At 69.1% G+C, this 21,079-nt stretch carries 18 protein-coding genes; 7 read left to right on the top strand and 11 right to left on the bottom strand.

Going from position 1 to position 21,079, the window contains the following annotated elements; translation table 11 throughout:
• Nucleotides 1-51: 51 nt before the first annotated feature.
• Genes NQV17_RS07515 through NQV17_RS07525 form a run of 3 tightly spaced genes read right to left on the bottom strand, consistent with a single transcriptional unit; the run spans nt 52 to nt 5,245 of the window.
• On the bottom strand, nt 52-2,826 hold the full coding sequence (locus tag NQV17_RS07515; RefSeq protein WP_257770992.1) for an Hsp70 family protein: 2,775 nt from the start codon (nt 2,824-2,826) through the stop codon (nt 52-54).
• 5 nt (nt 2,827-2,831) lie between these two features.
• A complete protein-coding gene (locus tag NQV17_RS07520; protein ID WP_257770994.1) occupies nt 2,832-4,673 on the bottom strand; it encodes an Hsp70 family protein in 1,842 nt (613 codons plus the stop codon).
• Nucleotides 4,670-5,245, bottom strand: coding sequence for a DUF2760 domain-containing protein (locus NQV17_RS07525; protein WP_257770996.1), 576 nt, complete (start codon nt 5,243-5,245; stop codon nt 4,670-4,672). Before NQV17_RS07525 ends, NQV17_RS07520 begins: the two co-directional genes overlap by 4 nt.
• 426 nt (nt 5,246-5,671) lie before the next feature.
• On the opposite strand from NQV17_RS07525, the gene NQV17_RS07530 reads away from it, so the two are divergent.
• The 4 genes from NQV17_RS07530 to NQV17_RS07545 all read left to right on the top strand — a co-directional run bounded on the left by NQV17_RS07530 (nt 5,672) and on the right by NQV17_RS07545 (nt 9,737).
• Complete coding sequence (locus tag NQV17_RS07530) at nt 5,672-6,598, top strand: LysR family transcriptional regulator (RefSeq protein ID WP_257770998.1); 927 nt, start codon at nt 5,672-5,674, stop codon at nt 6,596-6,598.
• Nucleotides 6,599-6,711: 113 nt separating this feature from the next.
• On the top strand, nt 6,712-7,845 hold the full coding sequence (locus tag NQV17_RS07535; RefSeq protein WP_257771000.1) for a DSD1 family PLP-dependent enzyme: 1,134 nt from the start codon (nt 6,712-6,714) through the stop codon (nt 7,843-7,845).
• 168 nt (nt 7,846-8,013) lie between these two features.
• Nucleotides 8,014-8,985 (top strand): ornithine cyclodeaminase family protein, encoded by a 972-nt coding sequence (locus NQV17_RS07540; protein ID WP_257771231.1) that lies wholly within the window; start codon nt 8,014-8,016, stop codon nt 8,983-8,985.
• A 29-nt stretch (nt 8,986-9,014) separates the two neighbouring features.
• A complete protein-coding gene (locus NQV17_RS07545; protein ID WP_257771233.1) occupies nt 9,015-9,737 on the top strand; it encodes an HAD family hydrolase in 723 nt (240 codons plus the stop codon).
• A gap of 64 nt (nt 9,738-9,801) precedes the next feature.
• Here the strand turns inward: NQV17_RS07545 and NQV17_RS07550 are convergent, their stop codons facing one another.
• Entirely contained in the window at nt 9,802-10,419 is a 618-nt protein-coding gene (locus NQV17_RS07550; protein WP_257771001.1) for a glutathione S-transferase family protein, read from the bottom strand.
• A gap of 184 nt (nt 10,420-10,603) precedes the next feature.
• Nucleotides 10,604-10,972: a hypothetical protein gene (locus tag NQV17_RS07555; protein WP_124487701.1), complete on the bottom strand. Its 369-nt coding sequence runs from the start codon at nt 10,970-10,972 to the stop codon at nt 10,604-10,606.
• An 82-nt stretch (nt 10,973-11,054) separates the two neighbouring features.
• On the opposite strand from NQV17_RS07555, the gene NQV17_RS07560 reads away from it, so the two are divergent.
• Nucleotides 11,055-11,522: a MarR family winged helix-turn-helix transcriptional regulator gene (locus NQV17_RS07560; protein WP_257771002.1), complete on the top strand. Its 468-nt coding sequence runs from the start codon at nt 11,055-11,057 to the stop codon at nt 11,520-11,522.
• An 18-nt stretch (nt 11,523-11,540) separates the two neighbouring features.
• Here NQV17_RS07560 and NQV17_RS07565 read toward each other — a convergent pair whose 3' ends face one another.
• Together NQV17_RS07565 and NQV17_RS07570 are read right to left on the bottom strand one after the other, a co-directional pair.
• A complete protein-coding gene (locus NQV17_RS07565; RefSeq protein ID WP_257771004.1) occupies nt 11,541-11,735 on the bottom strand; it encodes a hypothetical protein in 195 nt (64 codons plus the stop codon).
• Nucleotides 11,736-11,902: 167 nt separating this feature from the next.
• The gene (locus tag NQV17_RS07570; RefSeq protein WP_257771006.1) at nt 11,903-13,114 is read right to left on the bottom strand and encodes an MFS transporter; all 1,212 of its coding nucleotides are present in this window, start codon (nt 13,112-13,114) and stop codon (nt 11,903-11,905) included.
• Between the two features lie 70 nt (nt 13,115-13,184).
• On the opposite strand from NQV17_RS07570, the gene NQV17_RS07575 reads away from it, so the two are divergent.
• Complete coding sequence (locus NQV17_RS07575) at nt 13,185-14,219, top strand: AraC family transcriptional regulator (protein WP_257771008.1); 1,035 nt, start codon at nt 13,185-13,187, stop codon at nt 14,217-14,219.
• 93 nt (nt 14,220-14,312) lie between these two features.
• Here the strand turns inward: NQV17_RS07575 and NQV17_RS07580 are convergent, their stop codons facing one another.
• Together NQV17_RS07580 and NQV17_RS07585 are read right to left on the bottom strand one after the other, a co-directional pair.
• Nucleotides 14,313-14,480, bottom strand: a complete 168-nt coding sequence (locus tag NQV17_RS07580) for a hypothetical protein (RefSeq protein WP_185500345.1) — start codon at nt 14,478-14,480, stop codon at nt 14,313-14,315.
• A gap of 76 nt (nt 14,481-14,556) precedes the next feature.
• Nucleotides 14,557-16,467, bottom strand: coding sequence for a DUF3857 and transglutaminase domain-containing protein (locus tag NQV17_RS07585; RefSeq protein WP_257771235.1), 1,911 nt, complete (start codon nt 16,465-16,467; stop codon nt 14,557-14,559).
• 333 nt (nt 16,468-16,800) lie between these two features.
• Here NQV17_RS07585 and NQV17_RS07590 point away from each other — a divergent pair, with 333 nt between their 5' ends.
• On the top strand, nt 16,801-17,418 hold the full coding sequence (locus NQV17_RS07590; RefSeq protein WP_257771247.1) for a hypothetical protein: 618 nt from the start codon (nt 16,801-16,803) through the stop codon (nt 17,416-17,418).
• Between the two features lie 42 nt (nt 17,419-17,460).
• On the opposite strand, the gene NQV17_RS07595 is transcribed toward NQV17_RS07590, so the two are convergent.
• Both NQV17_RS07595 and NQV17_RS07600 read right to left on the bottom strand, forming a co-directional pair.
• Nucleotides 17,461-18,462: an OmpA family protein gene (locus NQV17_RS07595; protein WP_257771011.1), complete on the bottom strand. Its 1,002-nt coding sequence runs from the start codon at nt 18,460-18,462 to the stop codon at nt 17,461-17,463.
• Between the two features lie 168 nt (nt 18,463-18,630).
• Nucleotides 18,631-20,601, bottom strand: coding sequence for an APC family permease (locus tag NQV17_RS07600; RefSeq protein ID WP_257771013.1), 1,971 nt, complete (start codon nt 20,599-20,601; stop codon nt 18,631-18,633).
• Between the last annotated feature and the right edge of the window lie 478 nt (nt 20,602-21,079).

Consider the following 21,079-nt stretch of genomic DNA (forward strand, 5'->3'; position numbering starts at 1 on the left):
AGACGATGCTTCGATCTGCGAACCAGATCGAAGCATCGTCCCGCCCGTTCATCACCCCGCCAGCAGCTTCAACCCGGCCGGCAGCGTTTCGCCGAACACACGTGCGGTGTCGGCTTCGTCGAACGCAATCGCCTCGCGCACCATGTCGATCCACGCGGCCGACACATTCGCGGAAGACAGGCGCTTGATCACCGCCTCACGCGTTTCATCCGGCAAATCGCGTTCGCGGTCGCCTGTCATCCGCGCGATCTGCGCGACCGCGAACGCCGCGGGTTCGACCTGCTTCCAGTCCAGCGCGAACAGCGCATCGAGCCAGCGGTTCGCGACGTCGGCCGGCACGACACTGTGCGCGCTGCCGTAGAACGGCCGGCGCGCACCGATCCGCCCGAGCGCCCACGCGCACAGCGTGCGCTCGGCCGGCTTCTGCAATTGCACGATCAACCGCTCGGCCAGTTCCACCTTGCGCTCGACCGGCAATCGTTCGAGCGACGCGGACAAACGCGTCATGTCGGCCGGGCCGACCTTGGCCGGGTCGAACGGCAGCTTGCGGCGCTTGTCGTCGGACGGTTCGAGGAACGCGATCGCATCGCGCACCTGCGTCTGCGCGTCGTCGTCGAGGCCGCCGGCCACGCGCCGCCACAACGTCCACCACTCGGACCACACCTGTGCGTCGTTCACGTACTGGATCCCGTCGTCGAACAGCGGCCACAGCTGCTCGATGCGCCACGCATCGAGCGGATGGCCGAAGCCCGGGCGCAGGCAATAGCCGGCGAGGTTCAGCCACGCGCGTTCGTGATCGGCCGAGCGCCGCCGGCGACGCGCGCGCGCAAGCAACGCGTCGAACAGCTCGCGCGCGAGCGCGACATCCCACTCGTCGCGCGGGCCGAGCACCTGTTCAAGTTGCGCGCGCAACCGTCGCGTGTCCTTCGGCGTGACGTCCGCGGCCTTGCTGCCGAACGAGCGGTCGATCAGCTCGATCGCGTGATCGACGCGCGGATGGCGCGCGAACGCGGCATCGTCGCCTTGCGCGGGCGCATCGCCGCGCAACTGGAATTCGAGCCGCCAGCGGCGCGCTGCATCGTCGGTCGCGATGCAGTGCATTTCGAGCGTGCCGACCTCGGTCAGCGACGCGGTGAGTTTCACCGGCGTTTCGCGCACATCGCTACCGGCCTTCGCGTCGACGACCGTCGCGATCGGCGGCAGCCGCACGAAGTCGCCGCCGTCCAGCTCGACCAGATCGCCCGGCTGGTACGCGGTGTCGGCGACCGTCGACACGAGGTGGAAACGCACCGGCTGCCCGAGCTGCAGCGCGAACGTGCGTTCCTCGAGCCGGATCTCGCGACCTTCCTCGGCACCGCGCGGCAGCAGGCAGACACCGCGCGCCGCCGTGGCGCCCTCGCCATCGTCGAGCACGAGGAAATAACTGCGCGCGGAACCGCCGCCGATGCGCGGCGCATGCCCCGCCCGCGCCAGGCCATAGGCGACCGCGCCGCGCGCGACCGCCACGTCCGGATGCGCGTTGTGCAGCACGTCGAGCGGCGCGCCGCGCCACGCGCCGAGCGTCTGCGCGAGACGGCCGGCCAGCGCCCCCGCGCGGAACACGCCGCCGTTGAGCAGCAGCGTGTCGGGCAGCGGGCCTTCCGCATGACGATTCAGGAACGCGGCGACGTGGCGCGTGACGGCCGGGTCGCTCGCATACGGCAAGCCGAATTCGACGATCGCGGCCCGCGCGCGGCGCGGCAGCTCGCCGGCCTCGACCTGCGGAAAGAAGCCGTCGACGACGATCTGCTCGACTTCCTGCCGCGTCAGCTCGGCCGAGCGCGCGCCGCCGACGAGCTTGCTGCCCGCGCCGAGCAGCGTCACGGTGACGGAGGCCGGCGCGTCGTCGCCGAGCAGCCGCTCCTTCGCCGCGCGACAGCGTTCGACGAGCTGCGACAGGCTCGCGGCCGACAGCCGCGTGCCAGGCTCGGTCAGCCGCGTCTCGACCAGGCGCGCGAGCGCGAGGTCCATGTTGTCGCCGCCGAGCATCAGGTGATTGCCGACGCCGACGCGCGTGAAGGCCGGTTCGCCGTCGTCGCCCGGCGCGACGTCGACCAGCGTGAGGTCGGTCGTGCCGCCGCCGACGTCGCAGATCAGCACGCGCCGTGCCGCGGCGAAGGTGTCGCGCAACGTCGTGCGCTGGCCGTACAACCAGTCGTAGAACGCGGCCTGCGGTTCTTCCAGCAAGCGCAGCGCCGGCAGTCTCGCGCGTTTGGCCGCCTCGACCGTCAACGCGCGGGCGCCGTCGTCGAACGACGCCGGCACCGTCAGAATGACGTCCTGCTTCGCGAGCGGCGCATCGGGAAAGCGCGCATCCCACGCAGCCCGCACGTGCGCGAGATAGCTCGCGCTCGCGTCGACCGGCGATACCTTGTCGACGCCGTCGGCCGCGCCCCACGGCAGGATCGCCGCGAGCCGGTCGACCGATGCGTGCGACAGCCAGCTTTTCGCGCTGGTGACGAGCCGCCCCGGCACCTGCGCGCCGAGCGTGCGCGCATAGCGGCCGATCACGGCCGGCGGTGCACCGGCCGCATTCGCGTTGGCCTTCGGATCAGCCTTCGCACCCGCCTTCGAATCGGCCGTCCACGGCAACCGCAGCGCGTCCGGCGGCAACTCGCCCGCCGCCGGGTGATAGCGCACCGACGGCAGCAGCGGCTGCGCGGCCACCGCGCCGGGGCCGACCAGTTGCTCGACGTCGAACACGCGGATCGCGTCGGAGCCGGCCTCGACGTATGCGACGACCGTGTTGCTCGTGCCGAGGTCGATGCCGACCGTATAGCGCTTCATCGCGCTCAGGCGGCGCCGCGCACGTCGAACTCGACCTTCCAGCGCTCGTTCGTGCCGCTCGGGATCGCCTCGAGCTCGAGCGTGCCGGCTTCGGTCACGCGCGCATGCAGCTTCACCGGCACGACCTCGCCGACCGTGCGCCCTTCGGCGGGCAGCGTGGCCTGGATTTCCTCGAGTTCCTGCAGCTCTTCAGGCGACCAGTAGTCGAGCAGCGTGCCGACCTGGTCCTGGCGCCGCACCGACGACCCGAAGAAGCGGAACTGCACCGGCTCGCCGACGACGAGGCCGAACTCCTGCGGCGGCAACGCCGCATCCGAGCCTTCCTCCATCCCGAACGGCGCGACGCACAGCGCCTGCACCGGCGGCTCCAGCCCCGGCACCGCGGGCATCGCCGACTCGATCGCGACGTAGTACGCACGTGCCGTGCCGCCGCGAATGCGCACGCCGCGGCCGCGCTTCACGTAGCCGTAATAAGCCGCGCCGCGCGCGACCGCCAGATCGAGGTCCGCGCCCTCGAGCAGGCGCGCGGCCGGTGCGCCTTCGGCGGCGAGCCAGCCGTTGAGCGTATCGAGCACGCGCTGCGTGAGCAGCGTCGACTTGAACACGCCGCCGTTGAACAACACCGCGGTCGGATGCAGGAACGTCGCGCCTTGCGGCAGCGTGCGCTGCACGCCTTCGAGCGCGTCGAGCGCCGCGACCTGGCGGCCGAGGAACGCCGCGAGATGGCGCGTGATGCCCGCGTCCTGCGCATACGGCAGGCCGAGCTGCGTCAGGCCGACGCGCGCGCGACTCACTGGGCGCGCCGCCGCATCGACTTGCGGGAAGAAGCCTTCGAGGATCGTCTGCGTGAGTTCGGCGCGCGTCAGTTCCGTGCGGATCGAGCCGCCGATCAGCTTCGAGCCGCGGCTCGGCACGACGAGCGGCACCGCGTCGGTCGTCGGGTCGGACAGCAGCGTTTCCTTCGCCGAACGGCACGCGTAGGTCAGCGCGCGCAGTTGCCACGGATCGGCCTGCGTGCCCTGCTGCGCGAGCTTGCGTGCGACCACGTGCGCGAGCGCGAGGTCCATGTTGTCGCCACCGAGCAGGATGTGCTCGCCGACCGCCACGCGATGCAGTTCGAGATTGCCGTCGCGCTCGACCACCGCGATCAGCGACAGGTCGGTCGTGCCGCCGCCGACGTCCACGCACAGGATCAGGTCGCCGACCTGCACCTGCTTGCGCCAGCCGCCTTCGCTCTTCTGGATCCAGCTGTAGAGCGCTGCCTGCGGCTCTTCCAGCAGCGTCATGCGCGAATAGCCGGCGGCACGCGCGGCTTCCGCCGTCAGTTCGCGCGCGGCCGGGTCGAACGACGCGGGGATCGTGACCGTCACGTCCTGGTCGGCGAACGGCGCGTCGGGATGCGCGTGGTCCCACGCTTCGCGCAGGTGCGTCAGGTAGCGGATCGAGCTTTCCAGCGGCGACACGCGCGCCACTTCCGGCGGCGCATCGCTCGGCAGGATCGCCGCGCGGCGATCGACGCCCGGGTGGCACAGCCAGCTCTTCGCGCTCGACACGAGGCGGATCGGCGTGCCCGCGCCGCGGGTGCGTGCCATTTCGCCGACCGCGAAGCCGCGCGAGGCCGTCCACGGCAGCGTCAGGTCGCCCTGCGTCAGCTCGCTTTCATGCGGAAGATAGAGGAACGACGGCAGCAGGTCGCGCGACTCCAGCGCGCCGGGCGCGGTCAGCTGCGCGATCGGCAGCACCTGCTGCGTGATCGTTTCGCCGTCGCTCGCGGCGCTGTCGACGTACGACAGCGCGCAGTGGGTCGTACCGAGGTCGATACCGATCGAATAGCGCGGATCGTTCACAGTTCCACCTCCGCCGGTGCGACCACCGAGGCGTCGTGGCTGCCGGTCAGCTTCGGCAGGCGCACGTCGGCCACGCGCCAGCCGCGGTGGCTGACCGTGCCCGTGAACGGCGCGGCGCCGACCACGTTGCCCGTCACGCGCACGGCCGTCGCGTCGAAGCCGGCCGGCAGCGTCACGCGGCTGCCTTCGGCTTCGTCGCGCACCGGCACGATCGTGAAATGCTCGCGCAGCGCGGCGCGGCAGCCGTCGTGCACGAGGCGGGCGGCGGCGCCGATGTCGGCGTCCGCATAGCCTGCGATGTCTTCCTCGACGAAGTCGATGAAGCGCGCATCGCGCTGCAGCAGGCCGAGCAGTTGCAGCGCGGCTTGCGGGCTCGCTTCGCGCAGCTCTGGGGCCGGCGCCTTCACGGGCGCGGGCGCCGGGGCTGCCGCGGGTGCCGGCGCAACCGGCGCCGGCGCGCCGTCGCGCACGCGCAGCACGCCGGCCGCGAACTCGCGGTTGCCGATCACGGAGAAGAACGTGCCGACGGCCAGCGACAGCCGGCCGAAGAAGGACAGGTGGGTTTCGGGCATGGGGTCTGGACTCCTGTGGGCTCGCGACACGGCGAGCAGCTTGCCTGGGCGCCCGGCGGCGGCGTGCGATTGCGCACTGCCGCCGCCGGGCGCGCGATTCGGGCGCGCCCTCTCGGGTGCGGAAAACCCGTATTTTGCCCTGTGGCGGGCGAACCGGGCAGAAGTTGGGGGACAGAACACAACGGCGCGCGGGTTTTGCGCGGCGCCGGATTGCATCGGACTGCCGGCTATCGGGGGTCGGCCGGGGGTCGGCCGCGATGTTGCGGCGCGTCAGCGCGGCTTGCGGCGGCGTACCGCCTTCACCCGGAAATCGCGCGAATTCGGGCGTGTGACGTGAAACGCATGGGGACCGCGTCGGCGTAGCGCTACATGCTTCATGCAATGTGATGTTTAATGCCCGGCAACGCCAGCATTAAAGGACACGAAATGCTCGACCTCGACGACCTTCGCCTCGTGCGCGCGATCGGCGCGTCGCGTTCATTGGCATCCGCCGCGCGCCTGCTCGACCTCACCCCGCCCGCGGTCACGATCCGCCTGCAGCGGATGGAGGCGAGGCTGGACGTCCGGCTCGCCGTGCGGCAGCCGAAGGGGATCGAGCTGACCGACGAAGGTCAGCGGCTTTATCGGGAAGCCGTGGAGATTCTCGAGCGCGTGGACGCGCTGCCGAACAACATCGCGGGCGATCACGGCGACGTGCAGGGCACGCTGCGCGTCGTCGCGCCGTTCGGCTTCGGACGCAAGTACGTCGCGCGGATCGTGCGCGACGTGCAACGCGCGCATCCGAAGCTCGAAATCTCGCTGCACCTGTCGGAGAGTCCGCTGACCAGCGCGTCGGGGGCCGACGTGGTCATCCATGTCGGCAGCCTGAAGTCGTCGTCGTGGATCGGCTATCCGCTCGCGCCCAACGAGCGCTTCCTGTGCGCGAGCCCCGGTTACGCGCGGCGCATCAAGCAACTGGACCATCCGTCCGACCTCGCGCGCTACGACTGCCTGTGCCTGCGCGAGAACGACGAGGACGTGCCGCGCTGGCGCTTCTCGCAAGCCGGCGACGGCAAGGGCGAATCCAGACGATCGGCGGTGATTCGCGTCACGGGCGCGCTGTCGTCGAACGACGGCACCGTCATCACCGACTGGGCACTGGCCGGGCTCGGCATCGTCGAGCGCTCCGAGTGGGACGTCGCGCCGCTGCTGGCGAACGGCAAGCTGGTCAGGCTGCTGCCCGACTGGCATCTGCCGCCCGCGCCCGTGACCGCGCTGCTGCCGTCGCGCACCGGCCGCTCCGCGCGGCAGCGGGTTTTCCTCGAAGCCACGACGCAATTCCTCGCTCCGCCGCCGTGGCGCGGCAAGGCATGAGCGCGGTCCCACGATTAAATGCTGCTTAATGCTCGATTTGGCACGCGTTAAACACGCTGCGCGCCAAACGCCCTACTGTGTTCGCTGTCGGCAATCCACCGAGGCAACGCATCATGGGCATTCCCCTCCTTCTCAACACCCCCGCCGCATTGATCGACGTCGGCCGCATGCATGACAACATCGCGCGCATGCAGGCGCATCTGGACGCGCTCGGCGTCCGGTTCCGGCCGCACGTGAAGACCACCAAGTGCCAGCACGTCGTCGACGCGCAGGTCGCGGCCGGCGCGCGAGGCATCACGGTGTCGACGCTGAAAGAAGCCGAGCAGTTCTTCGCGGGCGGCGTGCGCGACATCGTCTACGCGGTCGGCATGATTCCCGCGAAGCTCGGCCAGGCGCTCGCGTTGCGCCGGCAGGGCTGCGACCTGAAGATCGTCGCCGACAGCCTGCAGGCCGCGAATGCGATCGCAGCGTTCGGGCGCGAGCACGGCGAGCGCTTCGAAGTCTGGATCGAGGTCGACGTCGACGGCCATCGCTCGGGGATCGCCCCCGACGACGACCTGCTGATCGACGTCGGCCGCGCGCTGGTCGACGGCGGCATGACGCTCGGCGGCGTGCTCGCGCATGCCGGCTCCAGTTACGAATACGACACCCGCGACGCGCTGGTCGCGATCGCCGAACAGGAGCGCAGCCGGACCGTGCTCGCCGCGGAGCGCCTCAGGGCCGCCGGGCTGCCCTGCCCGGTCGTCAGCATCGGTTCGACGCCGACGGCGCTGTCCGCGGAGCGCCTCGACGGCGTGACCGAAGTCCGCGCGGGCGTGTACGTGCTGTTCGACCTCGTGATGCACAACGTCGGCGTGTGCGCGCTGTCCGACATCGCGCTGTCGGTGCTGACCACCGTCATCGGGCACCAGGAAGAAAAAGGCTGGGCCATCGTCGACGCGGGCTGGATGGCGATGAGCCGCGATCGCGGCACGCAGCGGCAGGCGCGGGATTTCGGCTACGGGCAGGTGTGTAGCGAAGACGGTGACGTGCTCGGCGAGTACGTGATGAGCGCCGCCAATCAGGAGCACGGCATCGTGTCCCGCATCGGGACGCCGGACACGGATATCGCGAAGCGGTTTCCGATCGGGACCCGTTTGCGGATCCTGCCGAACCACGCATGCGCGACCGGCGCGCAACATCCGGAATACCACGCGGTGGGCGACGACGGCACCGTGCGGAACTGGCCGCGCTTCTATGGGTGGTAAGCACCAGGCATCGCGGTGCGGCGGTCGATTCGTCGGGGTGATACGCCGATGTCCGGCGACGCAATCGGCCGCCGCGCGCCCGCCCTCCCTCCCGACATTGACTATTTGTCCAAATCTATACAAACTATAAAGCCGCGATTCACATTGCACCTGCACAGGCTCCCCACCATGCCGACAGACGCCCACCTCCTTCTTCTCGACCGGGATGTCGTCGAACCGGCCCTTCAAACCGAACACGTAATGGCGGCGGTCCGCGAAGCCTTCGTGCTGCACAGCCAACGCGCAGGGCGCGTGTTCCCGGTCGTGCGCGAGAAGCTGCATACCGGCGGCGTGTTCGGCATCAAGTCGGGCGACGTCGCGAGCCAGGATCTGCTCGGCTTCAAGGCGGCCGGATTCTGGCCCGGCAATCGCAGCCTGGGCGGCGAGCCGCACCAGGCGACGATCGCGCTGTTCGATCCGGCCACCGGCCGCCCGCTCTGCATCATGGACGGCAACGCGATCACCACCGCCCGCACCGGCGCGGCCGGCGGCCTGGGCCTGCAAGCGCTGGCCCGCCGCGACAGTACGCGCCTCTGCGTGTTCGGCACCGGCGTGCAGGCGCGCGTCCAGCTCGACCATGCGCTCAGGCTGCTGCCGCAACGGTGCGCGGTGCAGTACGTGAACGCGCGCGGCGAAGCGGACGCGGTGTTCGAATCGGCATTCCGCGAACGCTGCGACATCCGCGTCGCACGAAACCGGAACGATGCGGTGGCCGACAGCGACGTGGTCATCACGGCCACGCCGGGCGGCGGCCCGCTGTTCGATGCGGACGCAGTTCGGCCCGGCACCCACCTGACCTGCGTCGGCGCGGACACCGCGGGCAAGCGCGAGCTTCCCGAAGGCGTGCTGCAGCGCGCGCGCATTTTCGTGGACGATCACGAGCAGGCGCGCGGCATCGGCGAGTGCCAATGGGCGCCCGATCTGCCGCGCACCGAAATCGGCGACGTGCTCGCCGGGACCGTGCCGGTCGATCGCTCGCCGGGCGAGATCACCGTATTCGACATGACGGGGCTCGCGCTGCAGGACCTGACCGTGGCGCGCTTCCTGTATCGGCAGGCCGTCGAGCGCGGCACGGGACGCTCGATCCCGTGGCCGTGGTGAACGGCAACGGCGTGATATCTTCCATTGCCATGCGTCTATCCAAAGTTTCCGCCATCTCGTTCGATCTCGACGACACGCTATGGCCGTTCGGCCCTTCCGTCGCACGGGCCGAGGCGTCGCTGCATGCGTGGCTGATCGCGCACGCACCCGATACCGCGAGCGTGCTGCCGACGTCGCAGACGCTGGCCCAACTGCGCGATGAATACGAACGCTCGCGGCCGGATCTCGTCGGCGACTATCGCGCGTTGCGCATCGGATCGATCCGGCTGGCGCTCGAGCGCGCGAACGAAGACGTCTCACTGACCGACCGCGCCTACGACGTGTTCTATTCGGCGCGAAACCAGGTCGAGTTCTTCGACGATGCATTGCCGGCGCTCGCGTGGTTGAGCGCGCGGTTTCCGCTGATCGCGGTGACGAACGGCAATGCGGACCTTCAACTGACCGGCGGCGGCGAGTTCTTCCGTGAAACGCTCAGCGCGCGTGCGTTCGGGTTCGCGAAGCCCGAGCCGGAAATCTTCCATGCGGCCGCCGCGACGCTCGGCGTGCCGGCGGCGGAACTGCTGCACGTTGGCGACGACTTTCACCTCGATATCGTCGGCGCGTTGAATGCGGGGCTTCAGGCGGCGTGGGTCGTACGTGACGCGGGGTCGCAAGCGGAGCACGCTGCGCATCGTGCCCCGTCGCCGCATCTGACCGTTCGCGACTTGTCGGTGCTGTGTCGCGCGCTGGGTGCGCCTGACGCGGTGTCGTAACCGCAAGCCCGCGAGATCGCGCGGCCGCGGTCGATCACGCCCGTCGACATGACCGACCGCCGCTTCACGCCGCCTTGCGTGCGTCCGCGATCCGTTGCGGCGCCTTCGGCCGCGCATAAAGCCGCGCGAGATACGCACGCAATTGCGGGAACGGTTCGATCAGGTGGCATTCGCTCGCCCAGTCGATCAGGTAGACCGTCACGCAATCGGCCACCGTCAGCGTGTCGCCGACGATGAATTCGCGCCCTTCGAGATGCTTGTCGAGGATCGCGGCCATCGTCGCGAAATCCTCGCGTGCCAGCTCGATATCGGCCGGCGAGCGCTTTTCCGGCGGATAGAGGAACGAATGGCGCGTAATCCGCCACAGCGGCTGTTCAAGCTCCGTCACCGCGAACATGACCCATCGATAGGCCTGCGCGCGCAAAGCGAGATCGACGGGCAGCAGCGCCTTCTCCGGGTACTTGTCCGCGAGATACAGCACGATCGCGGCCGACTCGGGAATCACGAGGTCGCCGTCCACCAGCACGGGCACCTTGCCGGCCGGATTGAGGTGCAGGAATTCGGGCCGCTTGTGCTCGCCTTTTAGCAGGTTGACCGACACGAACTCGAAATCCGCGTCCAGTTCCTTGAGCCCCCAGAGCGCGCGTTGCGTGCGCGTGCCGGCGAATCCGTAAAGCTTCATCGCAATGTCTCCATCGATAATGTCGGGAAAAATCGCCGCGCGCAGGCGACGGCCAATCGGCCGCTTCGAGTGCTTCGAGTGCTTCGAATGCTTCGAATGCTTCGAATGCTTCGAATGATGTGAATACTTCGAACGCTTCGATCACTTCGGCCGCTTCGCCCGCGCATGCAGCGCCTGTCGCCGTTCACATGCCGGGCACCGGGAGCACCGGCATCACGTCGATCGCATCGCCCGGGAACAGCGTGAAATGCGGATGGCCCTCGAACAGCGCGGCGGCCGCGTCGTGCGATGCGGCACGCACGACGGTGAAGCCGCTCATCGCATTGGCGGTGTCCGTCACGCCGCCCTTGCCGATCGTCTTGGTCTTGCCGAGCGGCCCGCCGGGCTCGACGATCGCGTCGCGATGCCGCTCGACCCACGCATGCCATGCGGCGATCCCTTCGCGCTCCCGCGTGCGCCGCTCGTCCTCCGGCAACGCCATCCACGCCTTCATGCCCGGGCTATCCTTGCTGCCGAGGAATACCGCGAGATACAACTGCTGTTGAGCACTCATGCTTCCTCCGTCCGATGGCGGGCACGGCGGGCTGCCGCGCCTCGCCCTTGACACAGTAGGTTGATATCAACATAATTGCAACATGGCACGCAAAGAAAAGCTCCCTTTCGAAACGACGCTGATGGTGCGCGATTGCTGCCTGTGCCTGCACATGCAGCGCGCGGCGCGCAATCTCGCGCGCATCTTCGACGATGTGCTGCGCCCGCTGGATCTCACCAACGGCCAGTTCTCGCTGTTGATGTCGCTGAACCGGCCGCAGCCGGCCGCGATGAAATCGGTCGCGTCATTGCTCGCGATGGATCGCACCACGCTGACCGCCGCGCTCAAGCCGCTCGAGCGGCGCGGGCTGCTCACGATCACGGTGGATCCGGACGACAAGCGCAGCCGCCTGCTCGAACTCACGCCGGCCGGTCATCAACTGCTGGCCGAAGCGTTTCCGCTCTGGCAGCAAACGCATACCGAGATCGAACGGCCGTTCGCGCCGGAAGCAGTCGATGTGTTGCGCGGCCAGTTGCGCGCGCTGTCGGAGGACACGGCTACGCGCGGCTGAAGCGGCGCGTCACGTCATTCACTTCCGGCCCTTCTTCGGCATCAGCAGTTGCGCGCATTCCTGCAGGAAGCGCACGGGCCCGTGCGCATGCAGTGCCTGCCCGCTGCTGAGCGCGCCGTCGATGACGGTCGCGAGCCGCAGTGCGCAGGTTTCCGGCGGTTTCGTCGACGGCGAGCAGATGCCGAAAGCACGCTTCGGGTGTCGTGCCGCCATGCCGGCGGCGCTCACCGCCCAGGAGGCGTCCTGTCCCGCTATCCGCCAGACGCCCCCGACTCGGCAACGCCACGCCGCATAACTCGGGCCGGCTAGTGCGCAACTGGCGCGACCTCGCCGCGCCACTTGCCGATGCGCGATCGCGCGCATCGGCGTGCCGCAATCCGTCAGTCGGCCAGTGCCGGCGCCACGCCGACCCGCTTCGGCACGCCGGTCACGATCGTCGCGACCGCCACGGCCAGCACCGCGGCCGCGCCCAGGAACACGCCGCCCGCGCCGTTCGCGTCGAACACGACGCCGCCGGCCGCCGCGCCCGTCGCGATCGCGAGCTGGATCGCCGCGACGATCAGCCCGCCCGCGCTCTCGGCTTCGTCGGGCACGGTGCGCGTGACCCACGTCGACCAGGCGACCGGCACGCCGCCGAACGCCATCCCCCACAACGCGACGAGCACCGCGTCGATCATCGGCGCGCGGCCGAGCGCGACGAGCGCGATGCCGAGTACGACCATCAGCGCGGGCATCCCGATCAGCATCGGCCGCAGCCGGTGCTCAAGCACGCGCCCGGCGAGCGACGTGCCGACGAAGTTCGCGATCCCGTAGCCGAGCAGGATCGCCGACAGCCCGTTCACGCCGACGCCCGCGACCTGTTCGAGGAACGGCCGCAGATACGTGAAGAACGCGAAATGCCCGGTGAACACGAGGATCGTCGCGAACATCCCGAGGCCGACGGTCGGCCGGCGCAGCACGTCGACGAGCGTGCGCAGCCGCGTGGTGCCGCTCGGCGGCATCGACGGCAGCGTCATGACCTGCGACACGAACGCGAGCGCGCCGAGCCCGGCCGCGATCAGGAACACGTTGCGCCAGCCGATCAGGTGCCCGAAATAACTGCCCATCGGCGCGGACGCGATCGTCGCGACCGCCACGCCGCTGAAGATGATCGACAGCGCACGCGGCACCATCGCGGTCGGCACGAGCCGCATCGCGGTGGCCGTCGCCATCGTCCAGAAACCGCCGAGCGCGACGCCGAGCACGACACGGCCGATCAGCAGCGTCGTCAGGTCGGGCGCGAACGCGACCGCGAGATTGGACGCGACGAGCAGCACCGAGAACGCGAGCAGCACGCGCCGGCGGTCGATCGTGCGCGTCAGAGCCGAGATCAGCAGGCTCGTGACGAGCGCGACCGTCGCGGTGGCCGTGACGGCCTGGCCGGCCACGCCTTCGGTCACGCCGAGGCTGTCGGCCATCGGCGTGAGCAGGCTCGCGGGCAGGAATTCGGCGGTGACGAGGCCGAACACGCCGAGCGTCATCGCGAATACCGCGCCCCAGGCCGGTTCACGGGGGGCCGCCGTCGAAGCGGCCGAGGAGATTCCGGGATTCATGCGGGGTTCCGTGTCGGTTAGGGAAAGTACTGATGAGGGCGTATCGTAAGGAACAGCGGCAGGACGGTCTATGACATACAATCCGTTCTTGTTGATCGATCGTCCGAATCTCGCGATGTCCGAGCCCTTGCTTCCCCCCGTGCCCGACGTACACGACCTCGTCAGCGAGTTGCTGCTGGGGATGCGCCTGAGCGGCGTGCAGTACCGCCGGATCCAGGTGCCGCGGCCGTTCGGGCTGAGCTTCGGCCATGCGCCGGGCCGCGCGCAGTTCCATTTCGTCGGGCGCGGGCCCGTGCTGCTGCGCGACGCGGACGGCACGACGGTGCGGCTCGAGGCCGGCGACGCGATCCTGCTGCCGCACGGCCGCACGCATGCGCTGGTGTCCGATCCGGACGCGCCGTGCCGCGAGATCGGCGGCTTCGCGGCCGCGAAGATCTGCGACACGGTCGCGTCGGTGGGCGCGACGACCTGCGCCGCGACGGAGCCGGCCGCCGGCGATGCGCTGATCTTCAGCGCGTGCATGGAGCTCGATCTCGGCGGCATGCAGCCGCTCGTCGGGACGATGCCGGCATTCATGCACGTCGGCACGCTGCTCGCGCGTTACCCGGAAATCCGCCCGATGCTCGACGCGATGGAGCGCGAATCGTGCGCCGAGCGCGCGGGTTTCGCGGGCATCCTCGCGCGGCTCGCGGACGTGGTCGCCGCGTTCATCGTGCGCGGCTGGGTCGAGTGCGGATGCGGCGACGCGACCGGCTGGGTGCAGGCGTTGCGCGAGCCGAAGCTCGGCCGCGCGATCGTCGCGCTGCATCGCGATCCGGGGCGCAACTGGAGCGTCGCGGAACTGGCCGCCGAAGCGGGCGTGTCGCGCTCGGTATTCGCCGAGCGCTTTCTCGCGGCCACCGGGATGACGCCGGTGCGTTACCTGACCGAGTTGCGGATGCGGCTCGCCGCGCAGTGGATCGCCCGCGAGGGCGAGACGATCGAAGCGGTGGCGTACCGGCTCGGCTACGGGTCGCTCGCCGCGTTCAGCCGCGCGTTCAAGCGCGTGGTCGGCCGGCCGCCGGGCGCGGTGCGTGCCGAAGGCGACACGCACGCCGATGCGTGACGTGTAACGCGTCACGCGCAACGCACGGCGCAGCGAACGCCTGCCGGGTCGCCCCGGCATCGCACGATCGGTCGCCGCGCGTGACGATCCTGCTCAGCCGCTGCGCGCGTCGAGTTCGTCGATCAGCGCCGTCGCGCACTTCACGGCCAGCGCCGCGCACTGTTGCGCATCCACCGGCGCGCCGTTCGTCACCGCACCCTGCACGATCCGGCCCAGCAATTCCTTCGACAGGTCGGCGATCTCGTGTTCCCGTTCCGTCATGTTCGTCTCCTGCGCGCCGGCCGGCTTCGGCCGCACGCGCGATTGCACCGGGCGCCGCGTGCGCCGCGCCCGACCTTCAACGTTGCCTGGCCCGCACGACGATCTGCGCCTGCGTGTCGCGTTCGATGCGTTCGAGCGACGCGCGCAGTGCCGTGAACTCGTCGGGCGTGCAGACCTGGCGGCCGAATTCGGCCTTCATCCTCCGCGTGACCTGCACGACGTGCGCAGCCGCATCGAATACGTAATGCGACGTGAACTCGACGAAACGGTCGTGCACGGCCGTATCGGCCGGCAGGTCGGTCACCGCGACGTCGGCCGGCAGCGCGACCTGGCCGGTCTCGTCGAACGTGCCGCCGATGCATGCCCACGGCTGCGTGCGCACGGGCTCGGCCAGCCAGCCCTCGACCTGCGTCGCGATGCCGCCCGTGAGGCTCGACAGCGCGGGCACGGCGGTCGTGCCGTCCGGCCACACGAAGTGATCGAGCGTGCCGGCATACGTGACGTCGAACGGCCCGTCCGTCGCACGGCGATCGCTCGTCGCGATCTGCGCGCGGCCGCGCAGCCCGCTTTGCCGCAGGCGTTCGTTCGCGAGTTGCCGGATGCGGTCGGGCGCCGCCCGGCGAAACAGCGTGCGTTCGAGTTCCGCGGTCCAGCCGTCGTCCTCGACGCGCGCATGAAACCGCGCGGCGCCCGGTTGCGCGGCATCGATCTCCACGCGCGCGGCGCGGTGCTTCGGCTGCGTGGCCGGCGTGCGCGACAGCACGCCGGTGTCGACGAGCAGCGCCGGCCGGTCCATCACGATCGGCGGCAGGTAGCCGAACGCGATGCCGGCCGTCGTGGTGTCCGCGTAGACGCCGAGATCGGGCAGCCACGTGATCGCGTGATTGATCGCGCCGCCGCCGTAACCGGGCACCGACGGCAGCGTGTACACGGAGCCGAGATTGATCAGCACCGCTTCGCTGCGGATGCCGGCCGCCGCGAGCAACGCGCCGAACAGCGCGACGTGGTCCTTGCAGTCGCCGTAGCGGTTGCGCAGGATGTCGGTCACGCGGTGCGGCGCGGCGGCCGTCTCGCCGAGAAAGAGCGCGACGTAACGCACGTTCGCCTGCACCCAGTCGTACAGGACGCGCGCGCGATCGCGCGGATCGGCGGTGCCGGCGGTGAGCGCGCGCGCCAGTTGCACGACGGCCGGATCGTTCGCGCCCGGGTCGACGGCCGCGTTGCGGTAGCGCGCGGCGAACGCCGCGTAGTCGGGCAGCGTGGACACCACGAGCCGGTCGCCGTAGGTCGGATAGCCGACCGAGCCGCTCTCGATCCGGTCGTACGTACCGTGCCGGTATTCGAATGCGTAGCGCGTGCGGCCGTTCGCGGTCACCGGCGGCAGCGCGACGTAACCGCGTGCGTCCGCATGCAGCGGCATGTCGGCCGGCACGTCGAAGATCAGCCGCTGGTTCTCCACCGGCTCGCGCGACGGTTCGACGTAGTAGCCGAAGTAACCTGCGTTGACCGGCTTCGTGCGCGACTTGCGGAACGCGATGCGCGTGCTCGATCCGGCTTCGACGCCGGGAAACACGACGGTGCGCAGCAGCCCGTCCTGGAACGTCGGCGCGCCGGCCGAGCGCGGCTCCTGCACATCGCGGATGCCTTCCGGACCGACCGGATGCGCGACACCGTCGCGATCGATCGTCTCGGCCGCGACCAGGTCGACCTTCTCGAGGTTCTTGTCGAACCACACGTAACGCTGCGCGATCGCATCGATCCCGTTCGCATCGTTCGCGCGCAGTGTCGAATCGTCGTCCTCGTCGAGCGAGCCGTCGTGCTGGATCACGAATACATGGACGTCGCTGACGAGCGTGACGGGCGCGGCGTCGCCCGCGTCGGCGAACGCGGGACGCACGAACGCCAGCGCGATCGCGGTCACGGCAACCGCGAGCGTTGCGGCGCGACCCGGCAGCCTGCCGGTCGATCGGAACGGAAAACGCACCACGTCGAAGCTCTCCGCGCGTTTCGTGCTCAGGTCGGGACGCAACGGGCACGCATTGGCGCGCCGCGCCCCGTCGTTCAACCCAGTGTGGGTGACGTGCCCGCGAGCGTCAAGCCACGGGGCGGCGGCCCGCGCCGCCATGCACCGGGCGCACGAGGAAGCGCGCCTGCGTCATGCAGGCATGACTGTCGCACTTTCGCGCGATGCTTGCTGCGTGATCGCCATTTATGTCATGTCGTGACACATAATTTTGGCGCGTAACGCCGCGCGTGCGAGGTCGCCGAAGCGCATGACGATCCGGTGAATTCGACACGCCGACATGGGGAAGGAGGCATCGTGCCGATCGACAACGATTTCGAAATCGGTTATCTCGTGATCGCGTTCGCACTGCCGGGCGTGATCCTGATCGGTGCGCTGCATCTCGAACGGTGGCATCCTGAGCGAATCGGCGCTGCGATCGGCGCGCGACTCGGAATCGCGCTGATCGAAGCGACGCCGATGCTGAACGCGGCCCGGCCCTCGTTCTTGCCCCCGTTTCCGCCGCGCCGTACGCGTTCGCGGCCCGGGGTCGGAACGACCGGCACCGGCCCTACCTGCCGGAGGCGACATGGAAAACGCTATCGTCGCGATCATCCTGATGCTCGTGGTCCTCGTATTCGCGGTGCTGTTCTTCGCGGAATGGCGCAGCCGCGACCGCACGCGCGACCGGCTGCTGCACCGCTCGTCGCATCGCTCGCCACGCTCGCATACGCATCACCATTCGTAAGCGGAAAGCGCGTCGCGCACGTCGAGCCCCCTCAAGCGTACAGCCCCGGAATGGCGGCACATGTTTCTCGAGGACAGCAACGGGCACCGAAGGGCGCGCCGGGCGAGACGGTCTGCGCGAATGTCGAGACGGCAAAGCCGGCCAGTCCGGCTGCGATCAGGATCTTCATGGTGTCGATGATCGATTGACGGACGCAGGCGCAGCAGCGCGTGCGCCCGGTCCAGCGTGCGTTATTGCTGCACGAGTTCGACGCGGCGGTTCTGCGCGCGGCCTGCGTCGTCGCCGTTGGACGCAACCGGCGACAGCGACGCGACACCCTTCGCGACGAGCCGCGCCGGCGCGATCTTGTAGGTCGTCGCCAGTGCCTGCGCGACGGCCTCCGCACGCTTTTGCGACAGGTCGGCGTTGTGCGCGAACTGCCCTTGATTGTCGGTATGGCCGACGATGTACACCTTCAGCGCCTGGTTCGCGGTCAGCAGCTTCGCCATCTCGTCGAGCTGTGGCTTCGACTCGGGCTTCACCTGCGCCTTGTCGGTGTCGAAGTAGATGCCGTACAACGCGATCTTCCCCGTCGCGGCGAGGCCCTTCTGCAGCGCACCGGAATCGAGCACCTTGACTTGCCCGGTCTGCATCGGCTTCACCTCGACGACTTCCTCGTAGACGAGCGTGCGCTTGTTCGATGCCGAACTGTCCATGATGTGCAGGAACACATACGCATCGCCGGACGCTCGCGGCAGCTTCGCGAGGATCGTGCGGTGCTTGTCGCCGAAGTTCGCGTCGCCGCCGCCCGCCTGCCGCAGCCGGCCGGAATTGATCACGACGCTCTGGAAGTCGCTGCCGCCGCTCTTTCCGCACTGCTCCGCGGTACAGCGGAACAGAATCTGGAAGCCCCCCTTCTGCAGCGCGTCGAGATAGTTGCGCTCGACTTCCAGCGTCGACCGGCCGCCGTCGATCGCGTACGAGATCCGCGTGATCTTGCCTTCGAGATTCAGGCCCTTGGCGGTCCTCTCGTCGTCGATCGGCTGGTTCGGCAAGAACGCCTCGTCGAACGGCGTCTGCGAATATGCGGTGATGGTCGCGCCGGCGAAACGCGTGAGCAACGGATGATCTTTCGCACCCGGCTTGTCGCCGCCAGCGCTCGCCAGCGACGAAAGCGACAGCAGCGCGGCGGCGAACAGTGCGTTGCGGCCACGGCGTGCGACATGGAATACGGACGATGCTGCGTTCTTCATTGAGCCCCTCGGAAAGGATTTGTCGTTCTGTTGATGGCGTCGAAGCGCGCGCATCTTATCAAATCTTTCCGGGAAAACGGGCAAAAGCTTTCGAATACTGAACAATCTGACGCGCCACGTCATGTTGAATCGTTTCCAAGCGTGCGCGGGCGTCTTCCGTGTGCATCGCTACCCGACGTTCATCGGCAGCAGCACCATCTGCCGCCCCTCGACGTGCAGCCGCGCCTGCAATTCGACCGGCGTCTGGTTGTGCAGCCACGCAGTCAGGAAATTCACGCGCCTGAAGATCAGCTTGCTCGCGAAGCACACCGCGTTCGGATAGGCATCGAGCGTCGACGACGCGAGGTTCATGAATTCGACGACCGGGTTCGTGCCGAACGCGATCCGGTAGTCGGCCGCGATGCCGTTACGGCGGCAGTGCGCGACGTAGTAGTCGAGCGCCTCGGTGATCGTGTGACGCAGCCGCTCGAGATGCTCGTGCCCGTCGTACGCTTTCGCATCGACCTCGCCCACCGCGAGAAAGATCACGTTGCGAAAGTGCCCGGGAAACAGCCGGTTGACCCACAGCAGCGCATGCATGCTCGCGCCGCGATGCTTGCCGACCAGCAGCACGGCCGTCGGCTGCGACGGATCGGGCTTGCCCGGCGCCGTCGCCTCGTCGACTTCCGGCGGCGGCCCCGAGAACAGCGCGTCTTCCTTCGCGAGCTGCGCGCGCGTGTACGCGTAGTGGCGATTGATCATGACGCACAGCGCGATCACCGCGCTCGTCACGAGCACCGTGAGCCAGCCGCCGGCCGTGAACTTCTCGATCAGCGTGATGACGAGCACCGTCGACGTCACGCTGAACCCGAGCGCCGACAGGAAGAAGTGCTTTAACCAGCCGCGCTCGCTGCGATGGCGCCACCAGTACGTGCACAGCCCCAGCAGCGACATGCTGAACGTGAGGAACACGTTGATGCTGTACAGCACGACGAGCACGTCGACGCTGCCGTGCGTCCACAACAGGATCAGGAGGCCCGACAGGCCGACGACGATGATGCCGTTCTGCCGCACGAGGCGCGTCGACAGGTCGCGGAAATGGCGCGGCACCCACGAGTCCGACGCCATGTTCGACAGCACCGCCGGCCCGTCGAGAAAACCCGTCTGCGCGCCGACCAGCAGCAGCCCTGCCTCGAACGCGAGTACCGCCGCGAGCAGCGCGTGGCGCGCGAACGCGGAGCCGAGCCCGAGATGATCGATCACGCTGCCGAACACGACCGCGTTGAGCGTTTCGCCTTCGACGGGCCGTGCGTGCCACAGCATGTACAGCAGGATGATGCCGCCGGCCGTGAACGCGAGCGACGTCGACATGTACCACATCGTCGCCTTGCCGTTCGGCACGCGCGGATCGGCGAGCATGTTCACGTTGTTCGACACGGCCTCGAGGCCCGTATAGGTGCCGCCGCCGAGCGAGAACGCGCGCATCAGCAATGCGAGCATCACGAACACGCCGAGCGATTGCGACATCCCGTGCGCCTCGTGCACCGCGTCGGGCACGATCGTCGCCAGGGCGCTGCCGTGCACCGCGACGCCGTACACGATCAGCCCGAAATGCAGCACGACGAAGCCGATGAAGATCGGCAGCAGCACCATGATCGATTCGCGCATCCCGCGGAAGTTGAGCCCCGTCATCAGCAGGATCAGCACGATCTCGGTCGTGAGCTTGAACGCCTGCGCACTGACCGGCAGCAGGCTGAAGAACGCGTCGACACCGCTCGCGAGCGACGTCGCGACGGTCAGCACGTAGTCGACCAGCAGCGCCGCGCCCGACACGAGCCCCGGCTTCGACCCGAGCAGCGAGGTCGCGACGCGATAGCCGCCGCCGCCGGTCGGAAACAGCTCGATCACCTGGTTGTAGCCGAGCGCGATGATGAACACGGTCGCCGCGGTGGCGCATGCGAGGAACAGCGCAAGCGGCGTGTGGTGCGCGAGCGCGAGGAACGCCTCCTCCGGGCCGTAGCACGACGACGACAGGCCGTCCGCACCGAGCCCGACCCAGGCCAGCAACGGCGTCACCGCGATCGCATGGCGCGTGCGCGGATCGAGCGGGTCCAGCGGCTTTCCGACGAGCAGCTGCCACATCTTCTGGAATGCGGTCACGGTCCCCTCCCGGGACGCCGGGCGCGGCGGCGTCATCTTTTAAAACTAGCCGACGCCCGGCCGCTGCACCAGTCCGCACAATCCATGAGACGTGGTCGGCGGCACGGCTTCGCTTTCACCGCGTAAGCGGCCGGCACGCCGCGCGTTGGCCGAAGCGGCGTGCCCGTACCGCCCGCCGGCCGAACGCGCAGATCGCGCACGGCATCGCCATCGCGGCCGCCGTCGCTGCACTTGCCACCGTCGCTACGTCGGCACCTTCGCCGCCTTCACAGCCCTCGCGGCCCTCGACGACCACCGGCCCGATCCCGCCCACCTCTCTTCACCGCTTTCCCACCGAGCGACCACATCGTTCACATCGCCCGCATGACCCGCACGGTTCGCGCCGGACGCGATACCCGCACGCGTCCCCGTCATGCGTTGTTCCCCGCAATTCGACATTTGTGCGCGCGCAACAATGGCGGTGCCCCGCGGCCGGCGC

Origin of the sequence: Burkholderia sp. SCN-KJ, assembly GCF_024656005.1 — a bacterium.
GTDB lineage: Bacteria > Pseudomonadota > Gammaproteobacteria > Burkholderiales > Burkholderiaceae > Burkholderia.

Excerpts from the sequence above, each read along its gene's own strand:
- NQV17_RS07595 (WP_257771011.1), bottom strand. The coding sequence starts at position 18,462 with ATGAAGAACGCAGCATCGTCCGTATTCCATGTCGCACGCCGTGGCCGC.
- NQV17_RS07565 (WP_257771004.1), bottom strand. The coding sequence starts at position 11,735 with ATGGCGGCACGACACCCGAAGCGTGCTTTCGGCATCTGCTCGCCGTCG.
- NQV17_RS07575 (WP_257771008.1), top strand. The coding sequence starts at position 13,185 with ATGACATACAATCCGTTCTTGTTGATCGATCGTCCGAATCTCGCGATG.
- NQV17_RS07570 (WP_257771006.1), bottom strand. The coding sequence starts at position 13,114 with ATGAATCCCGGAATCTCCTCGGCCGCTTCGACGGCGGCCCCCCGTGAA.
- NQV17_RS07530 (WP_257770998.1), top strand. The coding sequence starts at position 5,672 with ATGCTCGACCTCGACGACCTTCGCCTCGTGCGCGCGATCGGCGCGTCG.
- NQV17_RS07525 (WP_257770996.1), bottom strand. The coding sequence starts at position 5,245 with ATGCCCGAAACCCACCTGTCCTTCTTCGGCCGGCTGTCGCTGGCCGTC.
- NQV17_RS07550 (WP_257771001.1), bottom strand. The coding sequence starts at position 10,419 with ATGAAGCTTTACGGATTCGCCGGCACGCGCACGCAACGCGCGCTCTGG.
- NQV17_RS07515 (WP_257770992.1), bottom strand. The coding sequence starts at position 2,826 with ATGAAGCGCTATACGGTCGGCATCGACCTCGGCACGAGCAACACGGTC.
- NQV17_RS07555 (WP_124487701.1), bottom strand. The coding sequence starts at position 10,972 with ATGAGTGCTCAACAGCAGTTGTATCTCGCGGTATTCCTCGGCAGCAAG.
- NQV17_RS07545 (WP_257771233.1), top strand. The coding sequence starts at position 9,015 with ATGCGTCTATCCAAAGTTTCCGCCATCTCGTTCGATCTCGACGACACG.
- NQV17_RS07540 (WP_257771231.1), top strand. The coding sequence starts at position 8,014 with ATGCCGACAGACGCCCACCTCCTTCTTCTCGACCGGGATGTCGTCGAA.
- NQV17_RS07535 (WP_257771000.1), top strand. The coding sequence starts at position 6,712 with ATGGGCATTCCCCTCCTTCTCAACACCCCCGCCGCATTGATCGACGTC.
- NQV17_RS07560 (WP_257771002.1), top strand. The coding sequence starts at position 11,055 with ATGGCACGCAAAGAAAAGCTCCCTTTCGAAACGACGCTGATGGTGCGC.
- NQV17_RS07580 (WP_185500345.1), bottom strand. The coding sequence starts at position 14,480 with ATGACGGAACGGGAACACGAGATCGCCGACCTGTCGAAGGAATTGCTG.